The sequence below is a fragment of the Serratia sp. CoH_134_PS_4 genome (assembly GCF_058190535.1).
Window position 1 is genome coordinate 184,265 of sequence record NZ_JBXWKI010000008.1, and the last position, 22,086, is coordinate 206,350.

Annotated in this window: 24 protein-coding genes and 1 pseudogene; 16 read left to right on the forward strand and 9 right to left on the reverse strand. The window is 55.3% G+C overall.

The window, feature by feature from the left end:
* The first annotated feature begins 106 nt into the window (after nt 1–106).
* The gene (locus AC2FCQ_RS14650; RefSeq protein ID WP_209632315.1) at nt 107–1,015 is read left to right on the forward strand and encodes a LysR family transcriptional regulator; all 909 of its coding nucleotides are present in this window, start codon (nt 107–109) and stop codon (nt 1,013–1,015) included.
* Between the two features lie 38 nt (nt 1,016–1,053).
* Entirely contained in the window at nt 1,054–1,434 is a 381-nt protein-coding gene (locus tag AC2FCQ_RS14655; protein ID WP_490308536.1) for a cell envelope integrity TolA C-terminal domain-containing protein, read from the forward strand.
* Nucleotides 1,435–1,467: 33 nt separating this feature from the next.
* Here the strand turns inward: AC2FCQ_RS14655 and nudI are convergent, their stop codons facing one another.
* Nucleotides 1,468–1,893 (reverse strand): nucleoside triphosphatase NudI, encoded by a 426-nt coding sequence (gene nudI, locus AC2FCQ_RS14660; RefSeq protein ID WP_209632317.1) that lies wholly within the window; start codon nt 1,891–1,893, stop codon nt 1,468–1,470.
* Nucleotides 1,894–2,103: 210 nt separating this feature from the next.
* Here nudI and AC2FCQ_RS14665 point away from each other — a divergent pair, with 210 nt between their 5' ends.
* From AC2FCQ_RS14665 to AC2FCQ_RS14690, 6 genes are read left to right on the forward strand one after another with little or no spacing between them, the layout of a single operon-like run.
* Nucleotides 2,104–3,171, forward strand: a complete 1,068-nt coding sequence (locus tag AC2FCQ_RS14665) for a fatty acid desaturase (protein WP_265556316.1) — start codon at nt 2,104–2,106, stop codon at nt 3,169–3,171.
* A 29-nt stretch (nt 3,172–3,200) separates the two neighbouring features.
* Nucleotides 3,201–4,133, forward strand: coding sequence for a glycine betaine ABC transporter substrate-binding protein OsmF (gene osmF, locus AC2FCQ_RS14670; RefSeq protein ID WP_209632319.1), 933 nt, complete (start codon nt 3,201–3,203; stop codon nt 4,131–4,133).
* A 47-nt stretch (nt 4,134–4,180) separates the two neighbouring features.
* Nucleotides 4,181–5,341 (forward strand): ABC transporter permease, encoded by a 1,161-nt coding sequence (locus AC2FCQ_RS14675; RefSeq protein WP_490308535.1) that lies wholly within the window; start codon nt 4,181–4,183, stop codon nt 5,339–5,341.
* Nucleotides 5,338–6,273, forward strand: a complete 936-nt coding sequence (locus AC2FCQ_RS14680; protein ID WP_209632321.1) for an ABC transporter ATP-binding protein — start codon at nt 5,338–5,340, stop codon at nt 6,271–6,273. Before AC2FCQ_RS14675 ends, AC2FCQ_RS14680 begins: the two co-directional genes overlap by 4 nt.
* Nucleotides 6,270–7,046 (forward strand): ABC transporter permease, encoded by a 777-nt coding sequence (locus AC2FCQ_RS14685; RefSeq protein WP_245209668.1) that lies wholly within the window; start codon nt 6,270–6,272, stop codon nt 7,044–7,046. Before AC2FCQ_RS14680 ends, AC2FCQ_RS14685 begins: the two co-directional genes overlap by 4 nt.
* 11 nt (nt 7,047–7,057) lie before the next feature.
* Nucleotides 7,058–7,837, forward strand: coding sequence for a phosphate/phosphite/phosphonate ABC transporter substrate-binding protein (locus AC2FCQ_RS14690; RefSeq protein ID WP_490308600.1), 780 nt, complete (start codon nt 7,058–7,060; stop codon nt 7,835–7,837).
* Between the two features lie 2 nt (nt 7,838–7,839).
* Here AC2FCQ_RS14690 and AC2FCQ_RS14695 read toward each other — a convergent pair whose 3' ends face one another.
* On the reverse strand, nt 7,840–8,568 hold the full coding sequence (locus tag AC2FCQ_RS14695) for an SDR family oxidoreductase (RefSeq protein ID WP_265556319.1): 729 nt from the start codon (nt 8,566–8,568) through the stop codon (nt 7,840–7,842).
* 129 nt (nt 8,569–8,697) lie between these two features.
* On the opposite strand from AC2FCQ_RS14695, the gene AC2FCQ_RS14700 reads away from it, so the two are divergent.
* Nucleotides 8,698–9,609 carry a LysR family transcriptional regulator gene (locus tag AC2FCQ_RS14700; protein ID WP_404760064.1) on the forward strand — a complete coding sequence of 304 codons (912 nt, stop codon included), beginning with the start codon at nt 8,698–8,700 and terminating at the stop codon, nt 9,607–9,609.
* Here AC2FCQ_RS14700 and AC2FCQ_RS14705 read toward each other — a convergent pair.
* The 3 genes from AC2FCQ_RS14705 to AC2FCQ_RS14715 form a co-directional block, all read right to left on the reverse strand.
* Nucleotides 9,597–9,770, reverse strand: a complete 174-nt coding sequence (locus AC2FCQ_RS14705) for a hypothetical protein (RefSeq protein WP_404760063.1) — start codon at nt 9,768–9,770, stop codon at nt 9,597–9,599. The two genes, AC2FCQ_RS14700 and AC2FCQ_RS14705, sit on opposite strands and share 13 nt — an antisense overlap.
* Nucleotides 9,771–9,872: 102 nt before the next feature.
* Complete coding sequence (yedA, locus tag AC2FCQ_RS14710; RefSeq protein WP_209632325.1) at nt 9,873–10,796, reverse strand: drug/metabolite exporter YedA; 924 nt, start codon at nt 10,794–10,796, stop codon at nt 9,873–9,875.
* A gap of 167 nt (nt 10,797–10,963) precedes the next feature.
* Entirely contained in the window at nt 10,964–11,617 is a 654-nt protein-coding gene (locus AC2FCQ_RS14715; RefSeq protein WP_209632326.1) for a helix-turn-helix transcriptional regulator, read from the reverse strand.
* A gap of 104 nt (nt 11,618–11,721) precedes the next feature.
* Here AC2FCQ_RS14715 and AC2FCQ_RS14720 point away from each other — a divergent pair, with 104 nt between their 5' ends.
* The 3 genes from AC2FCQ_RS14720 to AC2FCQ_RS14730 all read left to right on the forward strand — a co-directional run bounded on the left by AC2FCQ_RS14720 (nt 11,722) and on the right by AC2FCQ_RS14730 (nt 14,412).
* On the forward strand, nt 11,722–13,200 hold the full coding sequence (locus AC2FCQ_RS14720; protein WP_490308534.1) for an MFS transporter: 1,479 nt from the start codon (nt 11,722–11,724) through the stop codon (nt 13,198–13,200).
* A gap of 121 nt (nt 13,201–13,321) precedes the next feature.
* On the forward strand, nt 13,322–13,891 hold the full coding sequence (locus AC2FCQ_RS14725) for a helix-turn-helix domain-containing protein (protein WP_209632327.1): 570 nt from the start codon (nt 13,322–13,324) through the stop codon (nt 13,889–13,891).
* A gap of 2 nt (nt 13,892–13,893) precedes the next feature.
* Nucleotides 13,894–14,412 carry a GNAT family N-acetyltransferase gene (locus AC2FCQ_RS14730; protein ID WP_490308533.1) on the forward strand — a complete coding sequence of 173 codons (519 nt, stop codon included), beginning with the start codon at nt 13,894–13,896 and terminating at the stop codon, nt 14,410–14,412.
* Nucleotides 14,413–14,480: 68 nt separating this feature from the next.
* On the opposite strand, the gene AC2FCQ_RS14735 is transcribed toward AC2FCQ_RS14730, so the two are convergent.
* The 3 genes from AC2FCQ_RS14735 to ompC form a co-directional block, all read right to left on the reverse strand.
* Nucleotides 14,481–15,311, reverse strand: coding sequence for a 5'-nucleotidase, lipoprotein e(P4) family (locus AC2FCQ_RS14735; protein WP_265556325.1), 831 nt, complete (start codon nt 15,309–15,311; stop codon nt 14,481–14,483).
* 21 nt (nt 15,312–15,332) lie between these two features.
* Nucleotides 15,333–16,184 carry a GNAT family N-acetyltransferase gene (locus tag AC2FCQ_RS14740; protein ID WP_490308532.1) on the reverse strand — a complete coding sequence of 284 codons (852 nt, stop codon included), beginning with the start codon at nt 16,182–16,184 and terminating at the stop codon, nt 15,333–15,335.
* A gap of 332 nt (nt 16,185–16,516) precedes the next feature.
* On the reverse strand, nt 16,517–17,614 hold the full coding sequence (gene ompC / locus AC2FCQ_RS14745; RefSeq protein WP_209632331.1) for a porin OmpC: 1,098 nt from the start codon (nt 17,612–17,614) through the stop codon (nt 16,517–16,519).
* Between the two features lie 241 nt (nt 17,615–17,855).
* On the opposite strand from ompC, the gene AC2FCQ_RS14750 reads away from it, so the two are divergent.
* The 4 genes and pseudogenes from AC2FCQ_RS14750 to dinG all read left to right on the forward strand — a co-directional run.
* Nucleotides 17,856–18,506, forward strand: coding sequence for a glutathione S-transferase family protein (locus AC2FCQ_RS14750; protein WP_265556327.1), 651 nt, complete (start codon nt 17,856–17,858; stop codon nt 18,504–18,506).
* Nucleotides 18,507–18,641: 135 nt separating this feature from the next.
* Complete coding sequence (locus tag AC2FCQ_RS14755) at nt 18,642–18,974, forward strand: carboxymuconolactone decarboxylase family protein (protein WP_490308531.1); 333 nt, start codon at nt 18,642–18,644, stop codon at nt 18,972–18,974.
* Nucleotides 18,964–19,350, forward strand: coding sequence for a tautomerase family protein (locus AC2FCQ_RS14760; RefSeq protein WP_209632334.1), 387 nt, complete (start codon nt 18,964–18,966; stop codon nt 19,348–19,350). The genes AC2FCQ_RS14755 and AC2FCQ_RS14760 overlap by 11 nt, the downstream gene beginning before the upstream one ends.
* Before the next feature lie 62 nt (nt 19,351–19,412).
* Nucleotides 19,413–21,504, forward strand: a pseudogene (gene dinG, locus AC2FCQ_RS14765) (ATP-dependent DNA helicase DinG); the annotation flags it as partial.
* Between the two features lie 107 nt (nt 21,505–21,611).
* Here the strand turns inward: dinG and AC2FCQ_RS14770 are convergent.
* Entirely contained in the window at nt 21,612–22,046 is a 435-nt protein-coding gene (locus tag AC2FCQ_RS14770) for an Lrp/AsnC family transcriptional regulator (protein ID WP_209632336.1), read from the reverse strand.
* Nucleotides 22,047–22,086 lie beyond the last annotated feature (40 nt).

Consider the following 22,086-nt stretch of genomic DNA (forward strand, 5'->3'; position numbering starts at 1 on the left):
GGATGAATACAACGCCGATGAACCGCATGGTAGGCAGGGGCTGATTTCAAAGATAGCGCAGAATTTTTGCCGTCTTGTTAAGTTTTTTTATACACGGAGGGAAGCGGTGAGATTAAACCTGGAAGCGTTACTGATTTTGGATGCACTTGACCGGCATGGTTCCTTTGCGGCAGCGGCAGCAGTGCTGTTCAAAACGCCGTCAGCGTTGAGCTACATGGTGCAAAAACTGGAGAACGATCTTGAGGTCACCTTGCTTGATCGTTCAGGCCATCGGGCAAAGTTTACCGATACCGGCAAACTGATGCTGGAAAAGGGACGGGTGCTGTTGCGTGCGGCGCAGGATTTGGAGCAACAGGCGCGTTATGTGGAAAACGGCTGGGAAAGCGAGATTACGCTCGGTATTGACGCGTCTTTTCCATTTGAACGTATGTTGCCGCTGATCGAGGAGTTTTATCAGCAGCACCACCATACGCGCCTGCGCTTTAGCCATGAAGTGCTGGCGGGGTCCTGGGAGTCGTTGGTTTATGGGTGCGCAGATATTATTGTTGGCGCGATTTGTGAACCCCCATCGCGCGTAGGCTATGCTTTTAGTCAGCTGGGGAGATTGGATTACGTATTTGCCGTGGCGGCACAGCACCCGCTAGCGTTAATGGCAGAGCCTTTGCCGAAGGCTGAAATTCGTCAACACAGAGCCGTTGTGGTTCGTGATACCTCGCGCGTGAATGCGCCGCAGAATTTGAACATTCTTGAGGAGCAGGATCAGCTGACGGTCTTCGGTTTCGATGCCAAATTGCGGGCACAGCTTAGCGGCCTGGGTTGCGGCTATCTACCGCGATATCTGGCGGAACCCTACCTGAAAAGCGGTGAATTGGTAGCGAAACGCGTCGAATCTGAACACTGTAGCGACGTTTCTTATTTTGGCTGGCGTGAAAGTGCCACCGGCCTGGCGGTAAAATGGTGGCGTGAGCGCTTACAGCGATATGCCGATGCTGGGGGCGCATACCCGGAATACTGATTATTCACCTGTGGGTGACAGGACAAGGATGCAGAGACATGAAAACAGGGATGTGGCTATGGGTGGTGTTGCTGGCGGGCTGTGGTGCCGATCAGGGCACCCGCACTGCCGGTGTCATGCTGGAAACACCGGCTGTTGCAACGTTATCGACATCTTCGCCCCGCAGCAGTTATCCGGAAAGGATGCGCGTTGCTATCACCCAGGAAATGCAGTTACCCGGCAAATATAAATCCCAAACCTGTTCGATCAGCCTCCATCTGTTGCCAGATGGCTCACTGAAAGATTTTAAGGTGCTGAGGGGTGACGACGCGCTTTGCGCAGCGGCCAGTCAGGCGGTGCAACGCGCCAAACTGCCGAAAATGGCCAATGAGACCGAGTATGCACTGTTCAACCTTGTGGTACTGGATTTTATGCCCTGATGCGGTGAGCAAAGTGCGCGCAGAAAAGCCGGGTTATAAAATGCCTTTTTGCGCAAACGTGATACGCGTGGCCTCATTGAGATCGAGCTCAGGTATCTTGTCGGGGCTGACCCAGGCGATTGCCTGAAACTCTTCATTAAAGCTGATCTGCCGGTTGGCACTCACACAGTCGAAAATCAAATACAGCATGTAGATTTCCTCTGTTGTGCCATCTGAGTAGGTCTTGGTACGGACGTCATCCCTGAAGGTCCAGGGAGTAATCTGGGTGATATGCAGTGCTTCTCCCAGTTCTTCTTTTATCTCACGGCGGAGGGCCTGCTCGAGGGTCTCCCCTGGCTCCATACCGCCACCGGACAGTGCCCACTGACCGGGGAATACGCCCCGGTCGTCGGCCATTTTGCACAGTAAATACTCGCCCTTATTTTCTATAATTGGGCAGACGATGATCCGCTGACGCATGTCACCTCCTGATGTCACCATTTTTCATTAACTTATCAGATAGTGGCTTGTATTGAGCCATGATTCTTTCAGCAATGCCTGTGGGATCATGAAATTGCATTGAATGCGTAATAACGTGCTGATTTTTCACTTTGCTTTGCCGCTTTCGTTATTTTGAGCGTCCAGGCAGCTCGCTGATACTGAGCAAAATCTTATACAGCGAGCCCATGCATGTCCTCAGATAAACGTCATAGTCACTATTTGCATCCTGCCCAACGCGATTGGATCCAACAGCTTAATCAGCGCTGGTTTTGGCGTTTGGAGCTGCCAACCTGGGGGATTATGGCGGCGGTTTACGGCGGTTGGTTTGGCGTCGTGCAATACTGGCAGACAATGGGCCCCTGGCTTGGCACGCCGTTGCTGATTTTGCTGACAACCTGGTATATGTCGCTACAGCATGAGCTTATTCACGGTCATCCGACGCGCTGGCCGCGGCTCAATCAGCTTTTCGGCTTGCTGCCACTGGCGGTATGGTATCCCTATGGTCTGTATCGTGATTCGCATATTCAGCATCACCGTAATGAACATCTCACCGATCCACATGAAGATCCTGAAAGCTATTACGTTAGCCAAGCGCAATGGCAACGCTACCCACGGATTTTTCCGCTGTTGGCCAAGGTGCGTAATACGCTGGTCGGGCGCATTGTGCTTGGCCCTGCGCTGGACATTGCGGCTACCGGAATCACGGCGATAAAAACGATCGCTGCCGGTGAAATGCGCACATTGGTGATGTGGTTGGTGCATCTGTTATTGCTGGTGGCGGTATTGGGGTGGTTGCAACAGCATGGCATTGGCACGGTATTTTACCTGGTGGCGATCAGCTACCCGGCGCTGGCGATGACCAAGGTGAGATCATTTTTTGAACATCGCGCCGTGGACGCACCGCAGGCACGTTCTATTATTAATGAGGCGGCTTGGCCGTGGCGGCTGTTGTTTCTCAATCTGAACTATCATTTAGTTCACCATGATCTCCCCGGCTTACCGTGGTACGGTTTAAGGCAGGTGTATTTGGCGGAGCGCAGTGCATACCAGCAGCGTAGCCAAGGGTTTGTGGTTCAGGGCTATGGTCAGTGGGTGAGTGACTACGCGTTCACCCCGATCGACGTTGAAGTGCATCCGTTTTCCGTCGGCGAGCCGCCAAGGGAATCCCAGGGCGAAAACCTTGTTTGGTCGACGGAGACTTTTATTGTGCGATGGACGCGCGTTTCTCAAGATTTTCCAATCGATCTGGCCAAATAGCCGGACACTACACAACAAGAGGAAAAAGTATGGCAATCACTCCATCACGTGGTCGTGTCTTTGCGCTGGCGCTGAGTTTGCTCGCGGCGAGCGTCGGTGTGGCGCAAGCGGCCGATACGGTACGCGTCGGCTCTAAAATTGATACCGAAGGCTCATTGCTCGGGAACATCATCGTACAGGTGCTGGAATCTAACGGCATCAAAACCACCAATAAGTTGCAGCTTGGCACCACCAAAGTGCTGCGCGGGGCGATCACCTCCGGCGAAATTGACGTTTACCCGGAATACACCGGCAACGGTGCGTTTTTCTTTTCTGATGAAAAAGACCCTGCATGGAAAAATGCTCAGGCCGGGTTTGAAAAAGTGAAAAAGCTGGATTATGACAAGAACAAAATTGTCTGGTTGGACGCCGCCCCGGCCAACAACACCTGGACCATTGCTATCCGTCAGGACGTGGCGGATGCCAACCATCTGAAAACGCTTGCCGATCTGGGCAAGTGGATCAACGGAGGGGGCAAGTTCAAACTGGCGGCGTCGGCGGAATTTATCGAACGCCCAGATGCTTTGCCGGCATTCCAAAGTGCCTATGGCTTTACGCTGAATCAGGATCAGTTGCTGTCGCTGGCCGGGGGGGACACGGCGGTGACCATCAAGGCTGCGGCGGAACAGACATCCGGTGTGAACGCGGCCATGGCCTACGGGACCGACGGCCCGGTGGCGGCGCTGGGGCTGCAAACGCTGGATGATCCAAAGGGTGTGCAGCCGATTTACGCGCCAGCACCGATTATTCGTGAAGCCACGCTAAAACAGCATGCCAACATCGCTGAATTACTGAAACCGGTATTTGCTTCACTGGATGGCCCGACGCTGCAAAAGCTCAATGCACAGATCGCGGTGGAAGGTCAGGACGCCAAACAGGTGGCTGCGGCTTACCTGAAAGAGAAAGGGTTGGTGAAGGGGTAACACCACTGGCCCCCAGTTGGGGGCCAACATGGAACCGGAGAGTTTCTTTGATTATTGCCCTAAAAAACCGTGTATTACTGACGCTGCTTATTCTGTTACTGCTGGCTGCATTTGGCCTGCCGTTTCTCAGTTATGCCCCCAATCGCCTGTTATCGGGCAAGAGCATTTCCCTGATTTCCCTGTTGCACGGTCCCGCGTTGTGGCTGCTGGCACCCATGTTGGTATTGGCCATACTCAGCCTGTTGGTCCCACGGAGGCGTCATGCGCTGCTGACTGCGTTGTCTGCTTCGGCATTGCTGGCGCTCACCTTTTGGCTAAGCGGCCATGCAGCTCAGCAATTGGCATTGGATGGCTCACGGCTGGCCCGCACCTCCTGGGGAAGCGGTTGTTGGCTGATACTGGCACTAAGTCTACTGATTGCCGCCGATGCCGTGAGCCGCATAACCGCTTCGCACGTGTGGCGCATGTTCGGCAATCTGATGGTGATGTTACCGACGCTGTTGCTGCTGTTTAATCACCAGTTGGATCAGCTTTCACTGTTGAAAGAGTACTACAACCGGCAGGACGTGTTTGATGCAGCGCTGTTGCAGCACCTGACGATCCTGTTGGCGACGCTGGTGCCGACGCTGTTAATTGGCCTGCCGCTCGGGGTGCTGTGTTTTCGCTCCGCACGTTGGCAGACACCGATATTCTCCACGCTGAATATTATTCAGACCGTACCCTCGATTGCTTTGTTTGGCCTGTTGATCGCGCCCTTGGCCGGTTTGGCGAAGGCATTGCCCTGGTTGGCAGAGCATGGCGTCAGTGGCATTGGTATGGCTCCGGCCATTGTTGCGTTGGTGCTGTATGCCCTGTTGCCGTTGGTACGCAGCGTCGTGGCGGGGTTGCAAAGTGTGCCGGCCAGCGTGATCGAATCTGCCAGTGGCATGGGGATGACGCGTAGTCAGGTGTTTTTCCGCGTACAGCTGCCGCTGGCATTGCCGCTGTTCCTGACCGGTGTGCGTATTCTTGCGGTACAAACCGTTGGCATGGCGGTCGTGGCGGCACTGATTGGCGCCGGAGGCTTTGGTGCCATTGTCTTCCAGGGGCTGCTCAGCAGCGCACTGGATCTGGTGTTGCTGGGGGTCATTCCGGTGATCGTGATGGCGGTTATCGTCGATTCACTGTTTAAGTTCATGGTTTCAATTTTGGAAGTGTCACGCCGATGATTCAGTTTAATCAGGTCAGCAAGATTTTTCAGGGCAAGCCCGCGGTGGACGATCTGACGCTACAGATTGCCAAGGGTGAATTTACCGTATTGATCGGCACCTCTGGCTCAGGCAAGTCCACAACGTTGAAAATGATCAACCGACTGATCGAACACGACCAGGGGAAAATCTACTTTGCCGGTGAAGAAATCCAGAGATTCAAACCGCAGGATCTGCGCCGCCGGATGGGGTATGCGATCCAGTCGATCGGCCTGTTTCCGCACTGGACGGTGGAGGAGAATATCGCCACTGTGCCACAGCTGCTGAAATGGCCACGGGCACGTATTCGCGATCGGGTGACGGAATTACTGGAGCTGTTGCATTTGGAACCGGATGTGTTCCGTCATCGTTACCCGCACCAGCTTTCCGGCGGGCAGCAGCAGCGGGTAGGCGTGGCGCGCGCATTGGCTGCCGATCCCGAGGTGTTGCTGATGGATGAACCCTTTGGCGCACTCGATCCGGTGACGCGTGCGGCGTTGCAAACGGAGATCGCGCGTATTCATCATCTCTCCGGACGTACCATTGTACTGGTGACGCACGACATTGACGAAGCACTGGCACTGGCGGACCGTATTGTGTTGCTCGATCAGGGGCGCATCGTGCAGCAGGGCACGCCGCTGGCGTTATTGACGGCCCCGGCCAACGATTTTGTCCGCGATTTCTTTGGCCGCAGCGATCGCGGTATCAAACTGCTGTCGTTGGGCACCGTGGCTGAGCGGGTACGCCCTGGTCATGCTGAAGGGGACCCTATCGCTGCCGCTATGAGCCTGCGTGAAGCGCTATCAGTATTTGTGGCACGTGGCACGGAATGTTTACCGGTGATGGGTGAACAAGGTGAGGCGCTTGGCGTGCTGCATTTCAGCGATCTGATTACCCAAAAGGCGCTGTCATGAGTGCGCCTCAAGCCCTGCGCTGGCTGCGCGATCCGCTGCCGTGGACTTTTGCCCTGTTGCTGGCATTGGTGTTTGGCATGAATCATTTGCATGGCCTGTTTGCCGCCTGGTTTCCCGATCTGGATCGGCCAGTGTATCAGCAGGACAGTTTTATCTCACTGGTATGGGCGCATCTGCTGCTGGTAGCGGTTTCCAGCCTGATTGCGGTCGTGATTGGCGTGGCGGCCGGGATTGGGGTGACGCGGCGTGCCGGTAAAGAGTTCCGTTCGCTGGTGGAAACCGTCGTGGCGGTGGGACAGACTTTTCCGCCGGTTGCGGTGTTGGCGGTTGCGGTACCGGTGATGGGGTTTAGCGAACAGCCGGCAATTATCGCGCTGGTCCTCTACGGTTTGTTGCCCATCCTACAGGGCACGCTGGCGGGTATTGAATCAGTGCCCAGTGCCACCCGTGAGATTGCGCAAGGGGTGGGGATGAATGCTCGGCAGATCCTGTGGCGCGTCGAACTGCCGCTGGCGGCGCCGGTGATTGTTGCCGGTATCCGCACCTCGGTAATCATTAATATTGGCACGGCGGCGATCGCCTCCACGGTCGGCACAAAAACACTCGGCTCGCCGATTATCATTGGCCTTAGCGGCTTTAATACCGCCTATGTGATCCAGGGAGCCGTGGTCGTCGCCCTATTGGCGATCATCACCGACATGCTGTTTGAGCGCTGGGTGCGCCATCTCACCGCCTGGCGTCAGCAGACGCTAATGGCCTCTTCTGCGGAATAAGGGGAAACATGATGCAGGTATCCTTACCCATGTACGGCGTCACTCATCACATGGCTGAGTCTTTCTGGCACGTGCTGCGCGGAAAGTTGTTGCAACTGGGGTTGCCGCAAGCGCCGGAACAGCTTATTTGGCCACAAGACCTGGCGCAGCACTGGCAGCGGGATGACTTATTGCTTAGCCAAACCTGCGGTTATCCGCTGGTCAGCAGCCTGCCGCAGGTTCAGTTGATTGGGACTTATCACTACCGTGTTGAGGGTTGCGAAGGGCCGGATTACAGCAGTTGGTTAGTGGTGCGTGAGGATGAGCCCGGCGACCAGCTGGCGGACTTTCGTGGCCGGATCGCCGCCTATAACAGCACTGACTCTCAATCAGGTCATAACAGCCTGCGAGCACTGATCGCACCATTGGCACAGGAGGGAAAATTCTTCCGCGCCGCCGTGGCGTCCGGTGCACATTACCAGTCAATAGCGTTGATCAAAGCGGGGCAGGCGGATATTGCCGCCGTTGATTGTGTCAGCCTGGAACTGCTGAAGCGGGCACAGCCGCAGGCGCTGGCAGGGTTGAAAATTATTGGACGAACCGCCACCGTGCCGGGGTTGCCGCTCATTACCTCAGCACGAACGCCAGCGGCACAGCTGGAAATACTGCGTGCCGGTGCGAGGGCGATGGTGGGCGAAGCGGTCAGCGACGGCCTGTTGATCGGTGATTTTAGCGTGGTACCGCGTTCGGCATACCAAAAAATCACGGAACTGGAACAACAGGCCGCAGCGCTTGGGGTGACGGCGCTGTAAGTTTACAGCAGCCCTCCGCCGTCAATATCGATCACGCTGCCGGTGATAAAGCCGTTTTCTATCGCCAGCAAATAGCCGGCGGCCACATCTGCTGCCTGGCCAACACGCCCGACGGGTAACCCTGAACCCGCTTTGGCAAACATCGCCTGGCGCTGCTCGGCATTCAAGCTGTCGTAGGCTTCTGTGGCGGTAACGCCCGGGCTGACCACGTTGACCCGCCGCGGTGCCAACTCTTTCGCCAACTGCTTGCCAATCGCCTCCAATGCCGCGTTGATGCCGGTTTTTATTAACTGACCGCTGAGGTATTTCCGTGAAAGTTGGCCGGACGTTAGGGTGATGGAGCCTCGTGGTGACAGGGTGGGTAACGCGGCTTTAATGGCGCGCAGTGCGCCCCACAGTTTGACATCGAAGTTGGCCTGCGCCTCGCTGAAATCGGTATCTGCCAATAGTCTGGCTTGCACAACCGGTCCGGCGGTGAAGACCAGATGATCGAACTCACCGACTTCAGCGAACAGTGCGCGCAGTGAGTTTTCATCGGTCACATCTGCCTGCATGACGCGCAGGTTGTCGTCTGCCGGCTGGTATTGTTGCATGCTACCGGTACGACGTGATGCCAATACGACACTGGCACCCTGAGCCAGGGCGGCATAGGCTACCGCTGCGCCGATGCCGCTATTACCCCCCAAGATCACCAGTTTTTGTCGGTTCAGGGAAGAAGAAAGGAAAGTCATGATAGTGCCTCAATTTCGGTTAATTTCAGTGTTATCTATCATTAACCATTGAAAATCCGCGAACAATTGGCCTAAATGGCAAATACTTGTAAATTAATTTTAATAATTGGCGTGGTACAGGAATAACCCATGACATCTTTTATCGACCTTGAGGTGTTTGTCCGTACGGTGGAAGGCGGGAGTTTTTCTGCAGCAGCCCGTACGCTGGATATTACGCCAGCGGCGGCCAGCGTCGCGATAAAAAGGCTGGAGCAGCGGTTGGGGGCCCGGCTGCTGGTGCGCTCTACACGTAGTTTGCGCCTGACGGAAGAAGGGCTGCGGTATCTCGACAGTGCCCGCCTGGCGCTAGGAGCACTGGCGGAGGGTGAACAGGCGATACGTGAGAAACATCAGGGACTTTCTGGTGTGTTGCAAATTTCCGCTCCCTCAGATTTTGGTCGCAACTTGTTGCTGGGCTGGCTCGACGAGTTCAAACAACAACATCCGCATATTCAACTGCAATTGCTGATTAACGATCGCCATGCAGATTTATTTCGTGAACCGGTGGATATTGCTTTGCGCTTCGGTCAATTGGCGGACTCTTCGCTGGTGGCGTTGCCGATCCTGCCGCAGCACCGTCGCCTGATTTGCGCCAGCCCCGATTATCTGCAACAGCATGGTGTACCACAAACACCTGCCGAACTCGCTCAGCACAGCATCCTGATCTATCAACCCAGTGGACGTAGGCAGGCCCAATGGCGTTTGTGGCGAGGCGATGAGCTGGTGGAGGTGGCGCTGAGTGGGCGTTATTTTACGGATGACGGTGAGATCGCGCGCCGTTGGGCACTGGCAGGACATGGCATCGTCCGTAAGTCAGCCATCGATGTGGTGGCCGATATTCAGGCCGGACGGTTAATCCCTGTGCTGCCGGAATGGCAAAGCGACGCGGTGCCCATCAGCCTGGTTTGCCCACACCGTTCACAGGTATCGGAGCGCGTCAGGCTGCTACAGCGCTTTTTACAACAGCGTTGCCAGGGCTGGATGTCGCATTACTTGGCTTGAATATTCTCTGTCGTCGTCGTGGCAGTGGCTTCACTGGACGCGGGGGCTTCTTCTTGTGGCGTAGTAGAGCGGGTGTACATATTCAGCCCAGCCAGGAATACGCCGCCGAGTGAGCCAAAGGCGCACAGAAAGATAACGATAATGAACGATTTTTTCAGCATTGGGATGATTTCGCAGGTTGCTCGGAACAGCGGGAATTATAGTCTCTTCAACGGGCGAAACAAGAATCGTTTTAAATGGCGGCCCGCAGACCGCCCTTTTGGTCACTCTTTGATGCTACCGACAGGTTGAATTTTGACCGGGCGCGCAAACAGGAATTTGCCCAAGGTCACCAGCACCACCGCCGCGACAATAATCACCAGCGCGACCCATTCACGCGGTGCCAGTGATTCGCCGGCGAAGCCGATACCAAGCAGCACGGCCACTACCGGATTGACGTAGGCATAACTGGTCGCAACTGCCGGGCGCACGTTTTTCAGCAAAAACATATAGGCGCTGATCGCCAGCATTGAACCAAAGACAATCAGGTAGCCTAGTGCGAAGAAGCCTTTGGCGCTGGGCATCTGCGTAAGGTGTTCGCCACTCAGCTGGCTAACGACCAATAGCACTACGCCTGCGACCAGCATTTCTGCGGCTCCGGCCATTGGTCCAGCCGGTAACGAAATACGCGAACCGAGCACAGAGCCAAAGGCCCAACTGGCGGACGCCAGCAGGATCAACAGTGCACCTGTTGGGTTGCCAACCAGGTTATTGCCGGTATTGAGCAGCACGATCCCAACGAGCCCCAGCCCGATGCCTGCCCACTCCAGTTTGGTATTACGCATGCCCCAAAACAGACTAAAGCACAGCGTGAACAGGGGAACGGTTGCCACCATCACGGCGGCGATACCGGAAGGTACGTGTTGATGCTCTGCCACAGTCACCAGGCCATTACCCACCGCCAGGAGCAAAATACCGATGGTGCCCGCGGCCAACCATTGCTTTGGGGTGGGCAGCGCGTGGCCGCGCAGCGCCAAAAAGCTGAAGAGCACAATGCCGGCGACCAGGAAGCGAATGCCCGCCATCATCAACGGCGGCCAGCTTTCTACACCCAGGCGAATCACGAAGTAGGTCGAACCCCAGACAATATATAACGTGAACAGCGCCCCGATTAACGGCAGGACGTTACGGCTATTTTGGCTCAGCATGGATTTTTATTCTGTAGGGAAAGTTATTATTAGAACGCTCAGTAAACCCGATCGGGCAGAGGATAAGCAACGCTTTTCCGTACTTTTTAATGGAATGAGAGGCTAGTGAATCCGGGATGATTCACCGGACGACACCAGCCAGTACGCGGCTTGATTCCGCGTGCCAGTTACAGCAACGAAATACGATAAGCACAACGGCGTGCGCCGGCCAGAATGTGTTCGGAACGTTCAACCTGTGCCTGCAGCACTTCGGTGAAAATGCTCAGCTCTGCACGACAGAACCCTTGGCAAACCGTGGCGGCAGCGCAAATAGGGCAATGGTTTTCCACCAGCAGAAAGGAACCGTCCTCCTGTGCGCGCCATTCGGCCATATAGCCCTCACGAGAACGGATTGCGGTCAGGCGTTCAATGCGTTCCTGTAAATCGGCCGCGCCGATCATCGCCTGCTTGTAGTTAATGCGCGTTTCTTGTTCCCGCGTGTCGATCAAAAGTTCGATCGCCTGTTCGCCCAATTTGTCGCGTACGGTACGCAGCAGTTGGACGGTCAGTTCGGAATGGGTATCCGGAAAGCGCGCATTGCCTGCGGCAGTCAGGTGCCAAAGTTGCACCGGACGGCCGACGCCACGGGTTTCCGCAACGGCCTCCACCAACCCCTCTTTTGCCAGTTTAACGAACTGCTGGCGTGCTGCCTCGCCGGTTGTGCCAAGGACCTTTCCTGCATCAGACGCTTGCTGTGGGCCGCGGGTTTTTAGAAGTGTCAGCAAACGGTCACTGACCGATTGTGCGGAACCACCGCTATTTTCCAAGTTTATTCTTGACATATTTCTCCGCCTCGCCCTACCATTATTCCAAGTTAACTCTTGTTAAATTTAACGCAATATCACTATTAACTCAATGCCATTCCTCTGAAAACAGGACGACAACCGTGATAACCCATGATGATAGCCGCTGGGCCGATCTCTTTTCCGGCAAAAATGGTGCCAGTGCGATCGCGCTCTCACTCGGCGTAGCGCTGCATGCAATCAATATTCTGGTCGCCACCACCATTCTGCCCTCGGTGGTGCAGGACATCGGTGGTCTGAACCTGTATGCCTGGAACACCACGTTGTTTGTGGTGGCGTCTATTCTGGGGTCGGCATTATCGGCACGATTACTCAGTGGCTATGGTGCGCGCAGTGCCTATCTGGTGGCGTCGCTGTTCTTTATCGCCGGGGCGATGTTATGCGCACTGGCACCCTCGATGCCGATAATGCTCATAGGCCGAACCGTGCAGGGTTTCGGTGGCGGGCTGATTTTCGCGCTTTCGTACGCCATGATCAATCTGGTGTTTGAGCAAAAGCTGTGGCCGCGCGCAATGGCGCTGATTTCCGCGATGTGGGGTATCGCAACCCTGGTCGGACCGGCCGTAGGGGGCATTTTTGCCGAGCTAAACGCCTGGCGATGGGCCTTTGGCATTCTGTTGCCGATCATGGTGTTGTACGCCGGGTTTACCTTCCTGATCCTGCCGAAAGGCAAGCCACAACAGCAGGCGGCGCCGTTGCCGGTAGCCCAGTTATTGTTGCTAGCGACTGCGGTGTTGGTGGTTTCCGCCGGTAGCCTGGCAGATAGCGCGTGGATCAATCTGGGCGGTATTGCGTTGGCCGTGTTGATGATGGCCTGGCTGATACAGCGTGAAGCGCACTCTCAGGCTCGTCTGTTGCCACAGGGCGCTTTACGTCGTGGATCCTCCTTGGCCTCGCTGTATATCACCGTCTCTTTGCTGGTGGTGGGCATGACCAGTGAAATCTTCGTGCCTTATTTCCTGCAAACGCTGCATGGCCAGTCGCCGCTGATTTCTGGCTATATTGCCGCAACCATGGCGGCAGGCTGGACACTTTCAGAGATCCTCAGTTCCGGTTGGCGTAGTGCGGGTATCCGCCGGGCAATCATCAGCGGGCCAGTGTTTGTCCTGGTCGGTTTGCTGGCGTTGGCCGTGCTGATGCCGATGCCTTCTGGCGGCCATTGGGTAGCGCTGACGCCAATTGTGATTGCCCTGACGTTGGTGGGGTTTGGCATCGGGTTTGGTTGGCCGCACCTGCTGACGCGAATTCTGCAGGTCTCGCCTGAGGCGGACAAAGATATTGCCGGGGCGTCGATCACCACGGTGCAACTGTTTGCGACCGCGTTCGGTGCCGCCTTGGCGGGGATGATTGCCAACCTGGCGGGGCTGAATGTGCCGGGTGGCGCGTCGGGGGCAGCTTCCGCAGCGCGTTGGCTGTTCCTGCTGTTCGCCTTGGCACCGTTGCTGGCGGTATTTAGCGCCTGGCGCTGTGCGGCGATTACACCGCCATCCGCTGCAGAAACGCCTGCGGAATCAGACCCGTTATCCGCGGAATGCCCGGCGATACCCCGTAACAGTGCGTAAGTGTTGCTGACAGTCTGCTGATTCTCGCGTTTTTGTTCGGCCAGTATAAAACGTGATTGACTAATCCCGTATTTGAGATTATTTCTCTTATATGGGATTTTTTTGTATCAGAGACGCAATAATGGATAACGGATTGGAAAGTGCCGATCTCCGGCTGGCACAACGGCTGTCTGATTTACGCCAACAGCAGGGCTGGTCACTGGAAGAACTGGCACAACAAACCGGTATTAGCCGGGCGACACTGTCGCGTGTGGAACGTGCAGAAACCAGCCCGACGGCCTCGTTGCTCAATAAGCTGTGTTCGGCGTATGGATTGACCATGTCACGGTTGCTCAGTGAGGTTGAGGACGAGCCGCCGGAGTTACTGCACCGCGAAGCGCAAACGGTGTGGGTTGACCCGGCCAGCGGTTTTCATCGTCGCTCGGTATCCCCGCCCGCCGCGTTGTACAAGGCTGAATTTGTCGAGTGCCGGCTTGAGGCCGGCGCGGTAATTGCCTATGACGGGCCATCGATACATGCACTCGAGCACCATTTGTGGCTGCTGGAAGGCCAACTCGAACTGACGTTAGAAACGCGCACTTTCCTGCTTAAGCCGGGCGATTGTCTGCGTTATCGGCTGTTTGGCGCGTCAAAATTTCATGCACCCGGCCCCGAGCCGGCCCATTACACCCTCGTTATCTGCAGGCCTTAATCATGATTGAGATACAGCAACTGAATGCCGATGCAGCACAAAGCGCAATTCCCGAACTGGCGGCCATGCTGCAAGCCAGTGTGTCTCAGGGGGCGAGCATTGGTTTTATCATGCCGTTCAGCCTTGATCAGGCGCAGGCGTTCTGGTGTCGCCTGTTGCCGGCGATTGAGCGTGGGGAAAGGGTGTTATTGGTGGCCCGTGATGCCGGGCGCGTTGTCGGCACGGTGCAGTTGCTGTTGGATATGCCTGACAATGGCCGTCACCGCGCAGAGGTGGTGAAACTGATGGTGCATCCGGATGCCCGTCGTCAGGGCATTGCCCGTAATCTGATGCTGCAAGTGCAGCAAAAAGCGATTGAGCTTCAGCGGCACTTATTGGTGCTCGATACCCTGACCGGCGATACAGCAGAGGGCATGTATCGCCAGTTGGGGTTTCAACTGGCGGGCAGCATTCCGCAATACGCCCGTGCCAGCAAGGGGAATGCGTTAGAGGCCACCAGTTATATGTATAAATTACTTTGAGTAGACCCGTCGTCTTTTAAGCGTTGTCACCGTAGGGGGGCGAATACATTCGCCCCACTCAATCAGGGTTACTGCTCGTTCCAGGCCTTAATGGCCTGTTGGCGGATCTGCAGCTTTTGCTCTGGTGTCAGTTTGTTATAGTCCTTCGCCATGCCGCTTTCCCAGTCGCCATACAGCGGGTTCGGCAGCACGATAAACTCGGTGCCAAATTTGCTTTGGTTTTCGCTGACAAAGGCCCGACGTTGGGCGTTATCCTTGTGATAGGTCGCCGCGCCGAAATCGTTCAGGTTGTCACCGGCATACACCACGACGTCGTAACCGGCGTTTTTGATGGCGTCGAAACGCGGCTGCTTGTTGGAGGTATCACCGCTAAGCAGCACGGTTTTTTCCGACATGCCGGTAAAGCCAAGCTTCTGCATGTTGGCGACGGTGGCAGCGTATTCAGACTGTTTACGGTTTGAAACGTAGAACATGGTGCCCTGATGGCTATTGACGTACCGGGCAAATTGCACGGCACCCGGCACGGCACCGGCTTGTTCTGCCTGTGACCATTTTTCCCAGGTTGCCCCTGCAAAAGGTTGGCCTTGCCGCGCCTGCCAGCCAGAATAGGGGCTGTTATCCAGCATGGTTTCGTCCAGATCCACAACCACGGCTTTCTTCTTGCCTGGCGCGACCTTGGCGTGATCAAACGCCAGTCGGGCGCTGTTGAACGCCTGGTGCGCCAGTGCCTGATATTCCCCGGACTGCTGGAACCAGTTCAGTGCCAGCACGGATTGATCCGCCAGGCGCTGTTGGGCTTGCAGATCCGTTTTCGGTGGCTGCGCGCAGCCAGCCAGGGTCAGTAGCGCAATACCGATTGCTGCGCCAAGGGTCACTTTTTGTCTATGTATTCCTGCCATAAAGGGATAGCTCTCTGTTTGTTATTGTGATGTTTCTAAGGTCATGGTCATTTCAAACTGGCGTAACGGATCTTGCTGCCAGCCGAGTCGATCAAAGAAGGGGGCTGCCACCTCGGGAACGTAAACGTTAGCCGCCAAGGGTAAGGGTGAAAACCGTGCTTGCAGCGCCGCCAGCATCGTTCGGGCATGGCCCTGGTTGCGGTGCTCCGGCGGCACGTAAATCATGCGCAGAAAGCACTTATCGGCACCCACCTGCACCACGGCATAGGCAAGGTGTTGCCCAAGGCTGAATGCGTGGGGTTTACCGGGCAGTTTAAACAGCGATTCTGGGGCGATCAGCCAGGGCAAACTGGTGGCACCCTCGGCGACCAGGCGGTGAGAAACGAAGAGCGGATCGATCTCCTGCAGTGGTGCAACCTCGGCCTGGCTTTGTTCTGCGGCCAAGTGGCCGGTCAGCGTCCGGACGATGCGCAATCCTGCCTGGTGGTATAGCGCAATGGCGGGATCGTTACCTTCTATCACCTCCAGCGACAGCTGACGATCGCCGCGCTTATGCGCATCGGCGACAATCCGTTGCATCAGCGCTTTCCCCAACCCTTTGCCACGCATTTCCGGTCGGATAGACAGCGCCGACACCCGGCTGTGTAAGCCACGTCGGCTAATCAACGCCAGTGCTACCGGTTGTTGCTGATGGGTGACGATAATGCTGTCGTTCAAGCTGAGATCTTCCGCGCCAAAGCGGCGGGCGAAGGTGTCGCCGTCAATCACAAAACGTACAATGTAGTTTTCAAAACAATGGCAGAGGATCTGCGCCAACGCGTCGCTGCTGTAGCGCAGGGCGCTTTGATACTCAAAGAGTTCCTCGGTGTGCATGATGTGTTCCGGTTTAAAGTGGACGCGATATACCCATCATCTTTCAAATTGCAGACCTGTCACCCCAGTGACTGTAGGGGCGCAGCATGCGGTGCCACTACGATAGCTGGGGATGAGCGAGCCGGTCGCCCGGCTGCAACGTGAAAGCTGTAGGGTATACATCTAGACCTGATTGTTTTACAAGGCAAGTTTCGGCGTGCGGTTACGGGATGCAGAACGGCGATCGGGCGGGAAAGAGGGGAAAAGCACCAATGAAAAAAACCGGGCGTAGCCGCCCGGCGAAGTAACATATCAAGTGAAGCTAAGGTTTGCAGTGGTGGTTATTCATCACATCAGAACTGGTAAGTCAGGGCGACGGCGATGACGTTGTCATCTTTCAGACCCAACTTATTGTTGCTGTCGAGTTGGTTGATTTTATAATCAACATAGGTCGACATGTTCTTGTTGAAATAGTAGTAAGTACCTACGTCGATATATTTAACCAGGTCGGCGTCGCCGATGCCTTCAATATCTTTACCCTTCTGCTGAACATAACCCAGTGATGGGCGCAGGCCGAAGTCGAACTGATATTGTGCAACCAGCTCCAGACCTTCTGCTTTATTGGCAAAGCCGCTGACGGAGGTAGACGTATTATTAATGGTCGCTGTGCCAGAAATAGGCGCAATATTGCGGCTTTGTGAATAAGTTGCTGCCAGGTAAACGGCGTTATTGTCGTATTTCAGACCGCCAGCCCAGATATCGGCTTTGTCGCCTTTGCCGAAGGTGCCCGCTTTTTGGCCGGCAGTACGGTTAGAAGAAGCATAGGCTGCGCCCACGCTCAGGCCGTCGATAATTTCATAGCTGGAAGACAAGCCCCAACCGTCACCGTTCGCTTTGCTGCCGGCGCGGCCGTCATTTTCGTTCTTGCCTTGGTACTGAATGGCAAACTTCAGACCGTCAACCAGACCGAAGAAGTCGTTGTTACGGTAGGTTGCAACGCCGTTGGTACGGCCATTCATAAAGTTGTCGGTTTTGACGTAAGCATCATCACCGAACTCAGGCAGCATATCCGTCCAGGCGCCGACGTCATAAATAATGCCGTAGTTGCGACCGTAGTCGAATGAACCGAGGTTTTTGTATTTCAAACCGGCGAAGCCCAAACGCGTTTTGGTGTCTTTCGCGCTGTCGGATTCAGAATGGTTCGCTGAAATCTGATATTCCCACTGGCCATAACCAGTCAGCATATCGTTAATTTGAGTAGCGCCTTTAAAACCGATACGCACATAGGTTTTGTCGCCATCATTGCCGGTATCGTCAGAGAAATAGTGCAGTGCTTTTACGCGGCCGTAAAAATCAAGTTTGTTGCCGTCTTTATTGTAGATTTCTGCTGCCTGTGCTGTCTGCGCAATTAAAAGTGCCGGAATAATAACGGCCAGAAGATTACGTTTCATGATTTACCCTGCTTTATTCGATTGAAAGACGCTTATCATCAGTTGTACTGCTGTTTCACTGTGCCGCTTGATTGTTTGCAGCGCAGGTTTTTTACCGCAGTTATGTGATCTATTTATGACAAAATATTCATTTTCATATCGAACGATTAAAAAAGTTGCGGAAAGTGTGAATTTCTTCCTCGAGCAAGTGTCAGCGACTGGTCTACAGTTAGCGATACTGTTCCTGATTTTAGGAAAAATCATGCGTGAAACTTATACGTTATTGGGTACCCGCGGTTGCGGCTCCACGATTGTTGCCGCTGCTCTGGAGCTAACGGGGTTTCCCTGGGGCTACGAGGAAGTGGACTATCAGTTGGACAGCCCCGAGCGCGATCGGCTGCTGGAACTGAACCCGTTGGGGCAGGTTCCGACACTGATTCTGCCCAATGGGGAAGTGATGACGGAAAGCGCGGCAATTATTCTTTTGCTGCACGATCGTGCCCCGCACGCTGAGCTGGTGCCGCATGCGGGGTCTGCATTGCTGCCACAATTTTTGCGGTGGTTGCTGTTCATCAACGCTGAAATTTATCCTACTTTTACCTACGCTGACCATCCTGAAAGATGGCTGCCAAAAGCGCCGGAGCCAGAACAATTAGCGGCCGAAATTTTGCGCTATCGCCAGCGGCTGCTGTTGCAATTGGCCAGTGCCTGTGACGGTGGCCCCTGGTTTCTCGGCAGGAGTTTCAGTGCGCTGGACCTTTATGTGGCGGTAATGTGTCATTGGCGGCCGGGGCAGCGTTGGTTCCAACAGCATTGCCCGACGCTGAGTGCCATCGCCAAGAAGGTTGAGCAGCGCGCCGAATTTAACGCCTTGTTCCAAGCGCATTTCGATAATGTGGCCCCGCTCGAATAGGTGTTGCCTTTCAGGCTGAGTTGGGGGGCATTAACCATCCTGTTTTTATGAACCTTCAATACTAAAAATCCCGATTTTCACCCCTGAGGTTAAGGGGTAGCGTAACGCTATCCCTTAAAACAGCAGGAGTATGTGATGCAACCTTCCCAACAGACGGCACAGCAAGCATTCGGTGACATTGCCCCCAAACTGGCACAGCTCAGTGACAGCGTATTATTCGACGACGTTTGGCAGCGACCGGACCTCACTCCGCGTGAACGCAGCCTGATCACGGTCGCGGCACTGGTGGCACTTAACCGTGTGGAGCAATTGCCTTTTCACCTGCGCTTGGCCGAACGCCATGGCGTGAGCATTGAACAGCTTGCCGAGTTGATCACCCATCTGGCTTTCTATGCCGGCTGGCCTGCGGCAGCCTCCGCCGTGGCGCGCCTGCGTGAACTGAAACAGGCGTCGTCCCATGCCATTTAGCCGCATCGCTTTGCATCAGGGCAAATCGGAACACTACCTGAAAACCCTGTCCGATAGCCTTCATCAGGCATTGGTCGAAACCTTCCATGTGCCGCCAGCCGATAAGTTTCAGGCTATCGACCAATACCGCCCTGGCGAGCTGATTTACGATCGTGACTATCTGGGCGGCCCACGGTCGGAAGATTATGTACTGTTTTACATCACCATCGGACGTCCGCGAGATACCGCCACCAAACAGCGCTTTTACCAGCGGTTGGCGCAACTGCTGGCGGAAAACATAGGGTTACGTCCGCAAGATGTGATGGTGGTGATCACCACGACGCAATTGGATGAGTGGTCGTTCAGTGCGGGGCGCGCTTCAATGATCGAAGGCTAGGCTGACGCGGCAGTCGGTCTGTGGGACAATAGCGCCATCATTTCGTAGAGATATAGAGTTGAATGGCGCTCTCCCCCGCAGTTAAAGATCAGATTGGCCAGTGGTACAAAGCCCTGCAGCAACAAATACCGGATTTTATTTCCCGTGCACCGCAACGGCAGATGATCGCTGAAGTCGCGAAAACGTTGGCGGGGGATTATTCGCGCCACCTGGCGATTGAAGCGCCCACCGGTGTAGGCAAAACCTTGTCCTACCTGATCCCGGGGATCGCCGTGGGTCGCGCAGAAAGCAAACCCTTGGTGGTCAGTACGGCTAACGTGGCGTTGCAGGATCAGATCTACAGTAAAGATTTACCGCTGCTTAAGAAGATCATTCCCGATCTGAAGTTTACCGGCGCCTTTGGTCGTGGCCGCTATGTTTGCCCGCGTAATTTAGCGGCGCTGAGCACAGACGTCAGTGAGCAGGGCGATCTGACACTGTTTCTGGATGACGAACTGGCACCTTCGAGCGGTGAAGAGCAAGCGTTATGCCAAAAACTGAGTAAAGCGCTCAGCCGCCATGAGTGGGACGGGTTGCGCGACCATTATCAACTGTCGATTGACGATCCGCTGTGGATCAAGCTGAGTACCGATAAAGCCAACTGCCTGGGGCGCAATTGCCACTATATTCGTGAATGCCCGTTTTATATTGCCCGCAAAGAGATTGAAACTGCCGATGTGGTTGTGGCTAACCATGCGCTGGTGATGGCGGCGCTGGAAACCGAATCGGTACTGCCGAATCCCAAGGAGCTGCTGCTGGTGCTCGATGAAGGCCACCACCTGCCGGACGTTGCGCGTGATGCGTTGGAGATTGACGGTGAAATTACCGCGCTGTCGACCAATCTGCAATTGGACATGATCGTGCGCCATGTTGAACAGTGCATGACGCAATATCGGCCAAAGAACCCGCCGGGCCTGACGAACGACGAACGCTTGAAGAACCACTGTGAAGAGATGCGCGAACTGATCCAGATTTTTGAACATCAGGTCAGCGCCTTTCTGCCGACAGATACGGTGATCGCCGAACACCGCTTTGAAATGGGTGAGCTGCCGGTAGAGATGGTGGAAACCAGTGCACGGTTATTCAAACTGACGGATGCCTTACGCGGGGTGGCAGAGTTCATACTCAACGATCTCAGTGAACAGACCGGCAAGCACGATATTGTGCGTCTGCATCGTTCGATTATTCAGATGAGCCGCACCTTGGGGTATCTGGAGGCCATGAGTAAGCTCTGGCGACTCGCGGCGCTAGACAAGTCCTCTAATGCCCCCATCTCAAAATGGGTGACGCGTGATCTGCGGGATAACGTGACGCATCTGTACCTGCACTGCGTGGGTATTCGCGTCAGCGATCAGCTGGAAAAACTGCTGTGGCGCAAGGTGCCGCACGTGGTGATCACCTCGGCAACGCTGCGTTCATTGAACAGTTTTGCGCGCCTGCAAGAAATGAGCGGGTTGAGCGAAAAAGCCGGCGATCGTTTCGAAGCGCTGTCTTCACCCTTTAATCATGTGGAGCAGGGCAAAATTGTTATCCCGAACATGCGTTTTGAACCGGCGATGGCCAATGAGGCCGAACATCTGGAAGAGATGGCGCGCTTTTTCCGCGCCGAACAGGCCGGTGGCAAGCACAAAGGCATGTTGATTTTGTTCAGTAGCCACCGGGCAATGCAAACTTTTCTCAGCTATGTCACGGATCTGCGCTTGATGTTGCTGGTACAGGGCGATCAGCCGCGTTACCGGCTGGTGGAAGAACACCGCAAACGGGTTGAGAAGGGCACTGCCAGTGTGCTGGTTGGCCTGCAGTCGTTTGCCGAAGGGTTGGATCTGAAGGGCGAACTGCTGACCCAGGTGCATATCCACAAGATTGCTTTCCCGCCGATCGACAGCCCGGTGATCCTGACCGAAGGCGAATGGCTAAAATCGCTGAAGCGCTATCCGTTTGAAGTGCAGAGCCTGCCGAGCGCCTCCTTCAACCTGATCCAACAGGTGGGCCGGCTGATCCGCAGCAATGAGTGCCATGGCGAGATCGTGATTTACGATCGCCGCTTGTTGACCAAAAGCTACGGTTCGCGCTTGTTGGCGTCACTGCCGGTGTTTCCCATTGAACAGCGGGAGGTGCCGGACGCTGACAAGGCGCACAAGGCTGCGCTCAAATCCGCCGCAGCGGCGGAGAAAAAAGACAAAAAACGCAAGAGCCCGTACGCCCGCCGGCGCACGCGCTAATCAAAGCAGGGGCGGCAGACGACGCTTCACCGGCGTGGTTTTGACGATGGCGGTGTTGCTCTGCGCCCGCTCGGCCAGTTGATCGAGGATCTGGTCGAGCTGCTCCATCGAATGTGCCACCAGTCGCACGATAAAGCAGTCCTCGCCCGTCACCTTGTCACACTCAATCACCTCCGGGATATCCTGAATCATCTGCTCGACCTTCTTCAGCATGCCCGGCAGCGGCTTGATGCGTACCAGTGACTGAAAAGCGTAGCCCAACGCCTGCAAATTGACGTTCAGCGTATAGCCCTGGATGACGGCGTTCTCTTCCAACCGTCGCAGACGCTCCGAAGTGCTGGGCGACGAAAGCCCAACGCTGGCGCTGAGGGTTTTGAGTGAGACTCTTGCATCCTCAGCAAGCAGCGTCAGGATCTGGCGATCAATATCATCCATATAGCCTCCATTAGGTTATTTCTGTTTTATGCCTTCAATA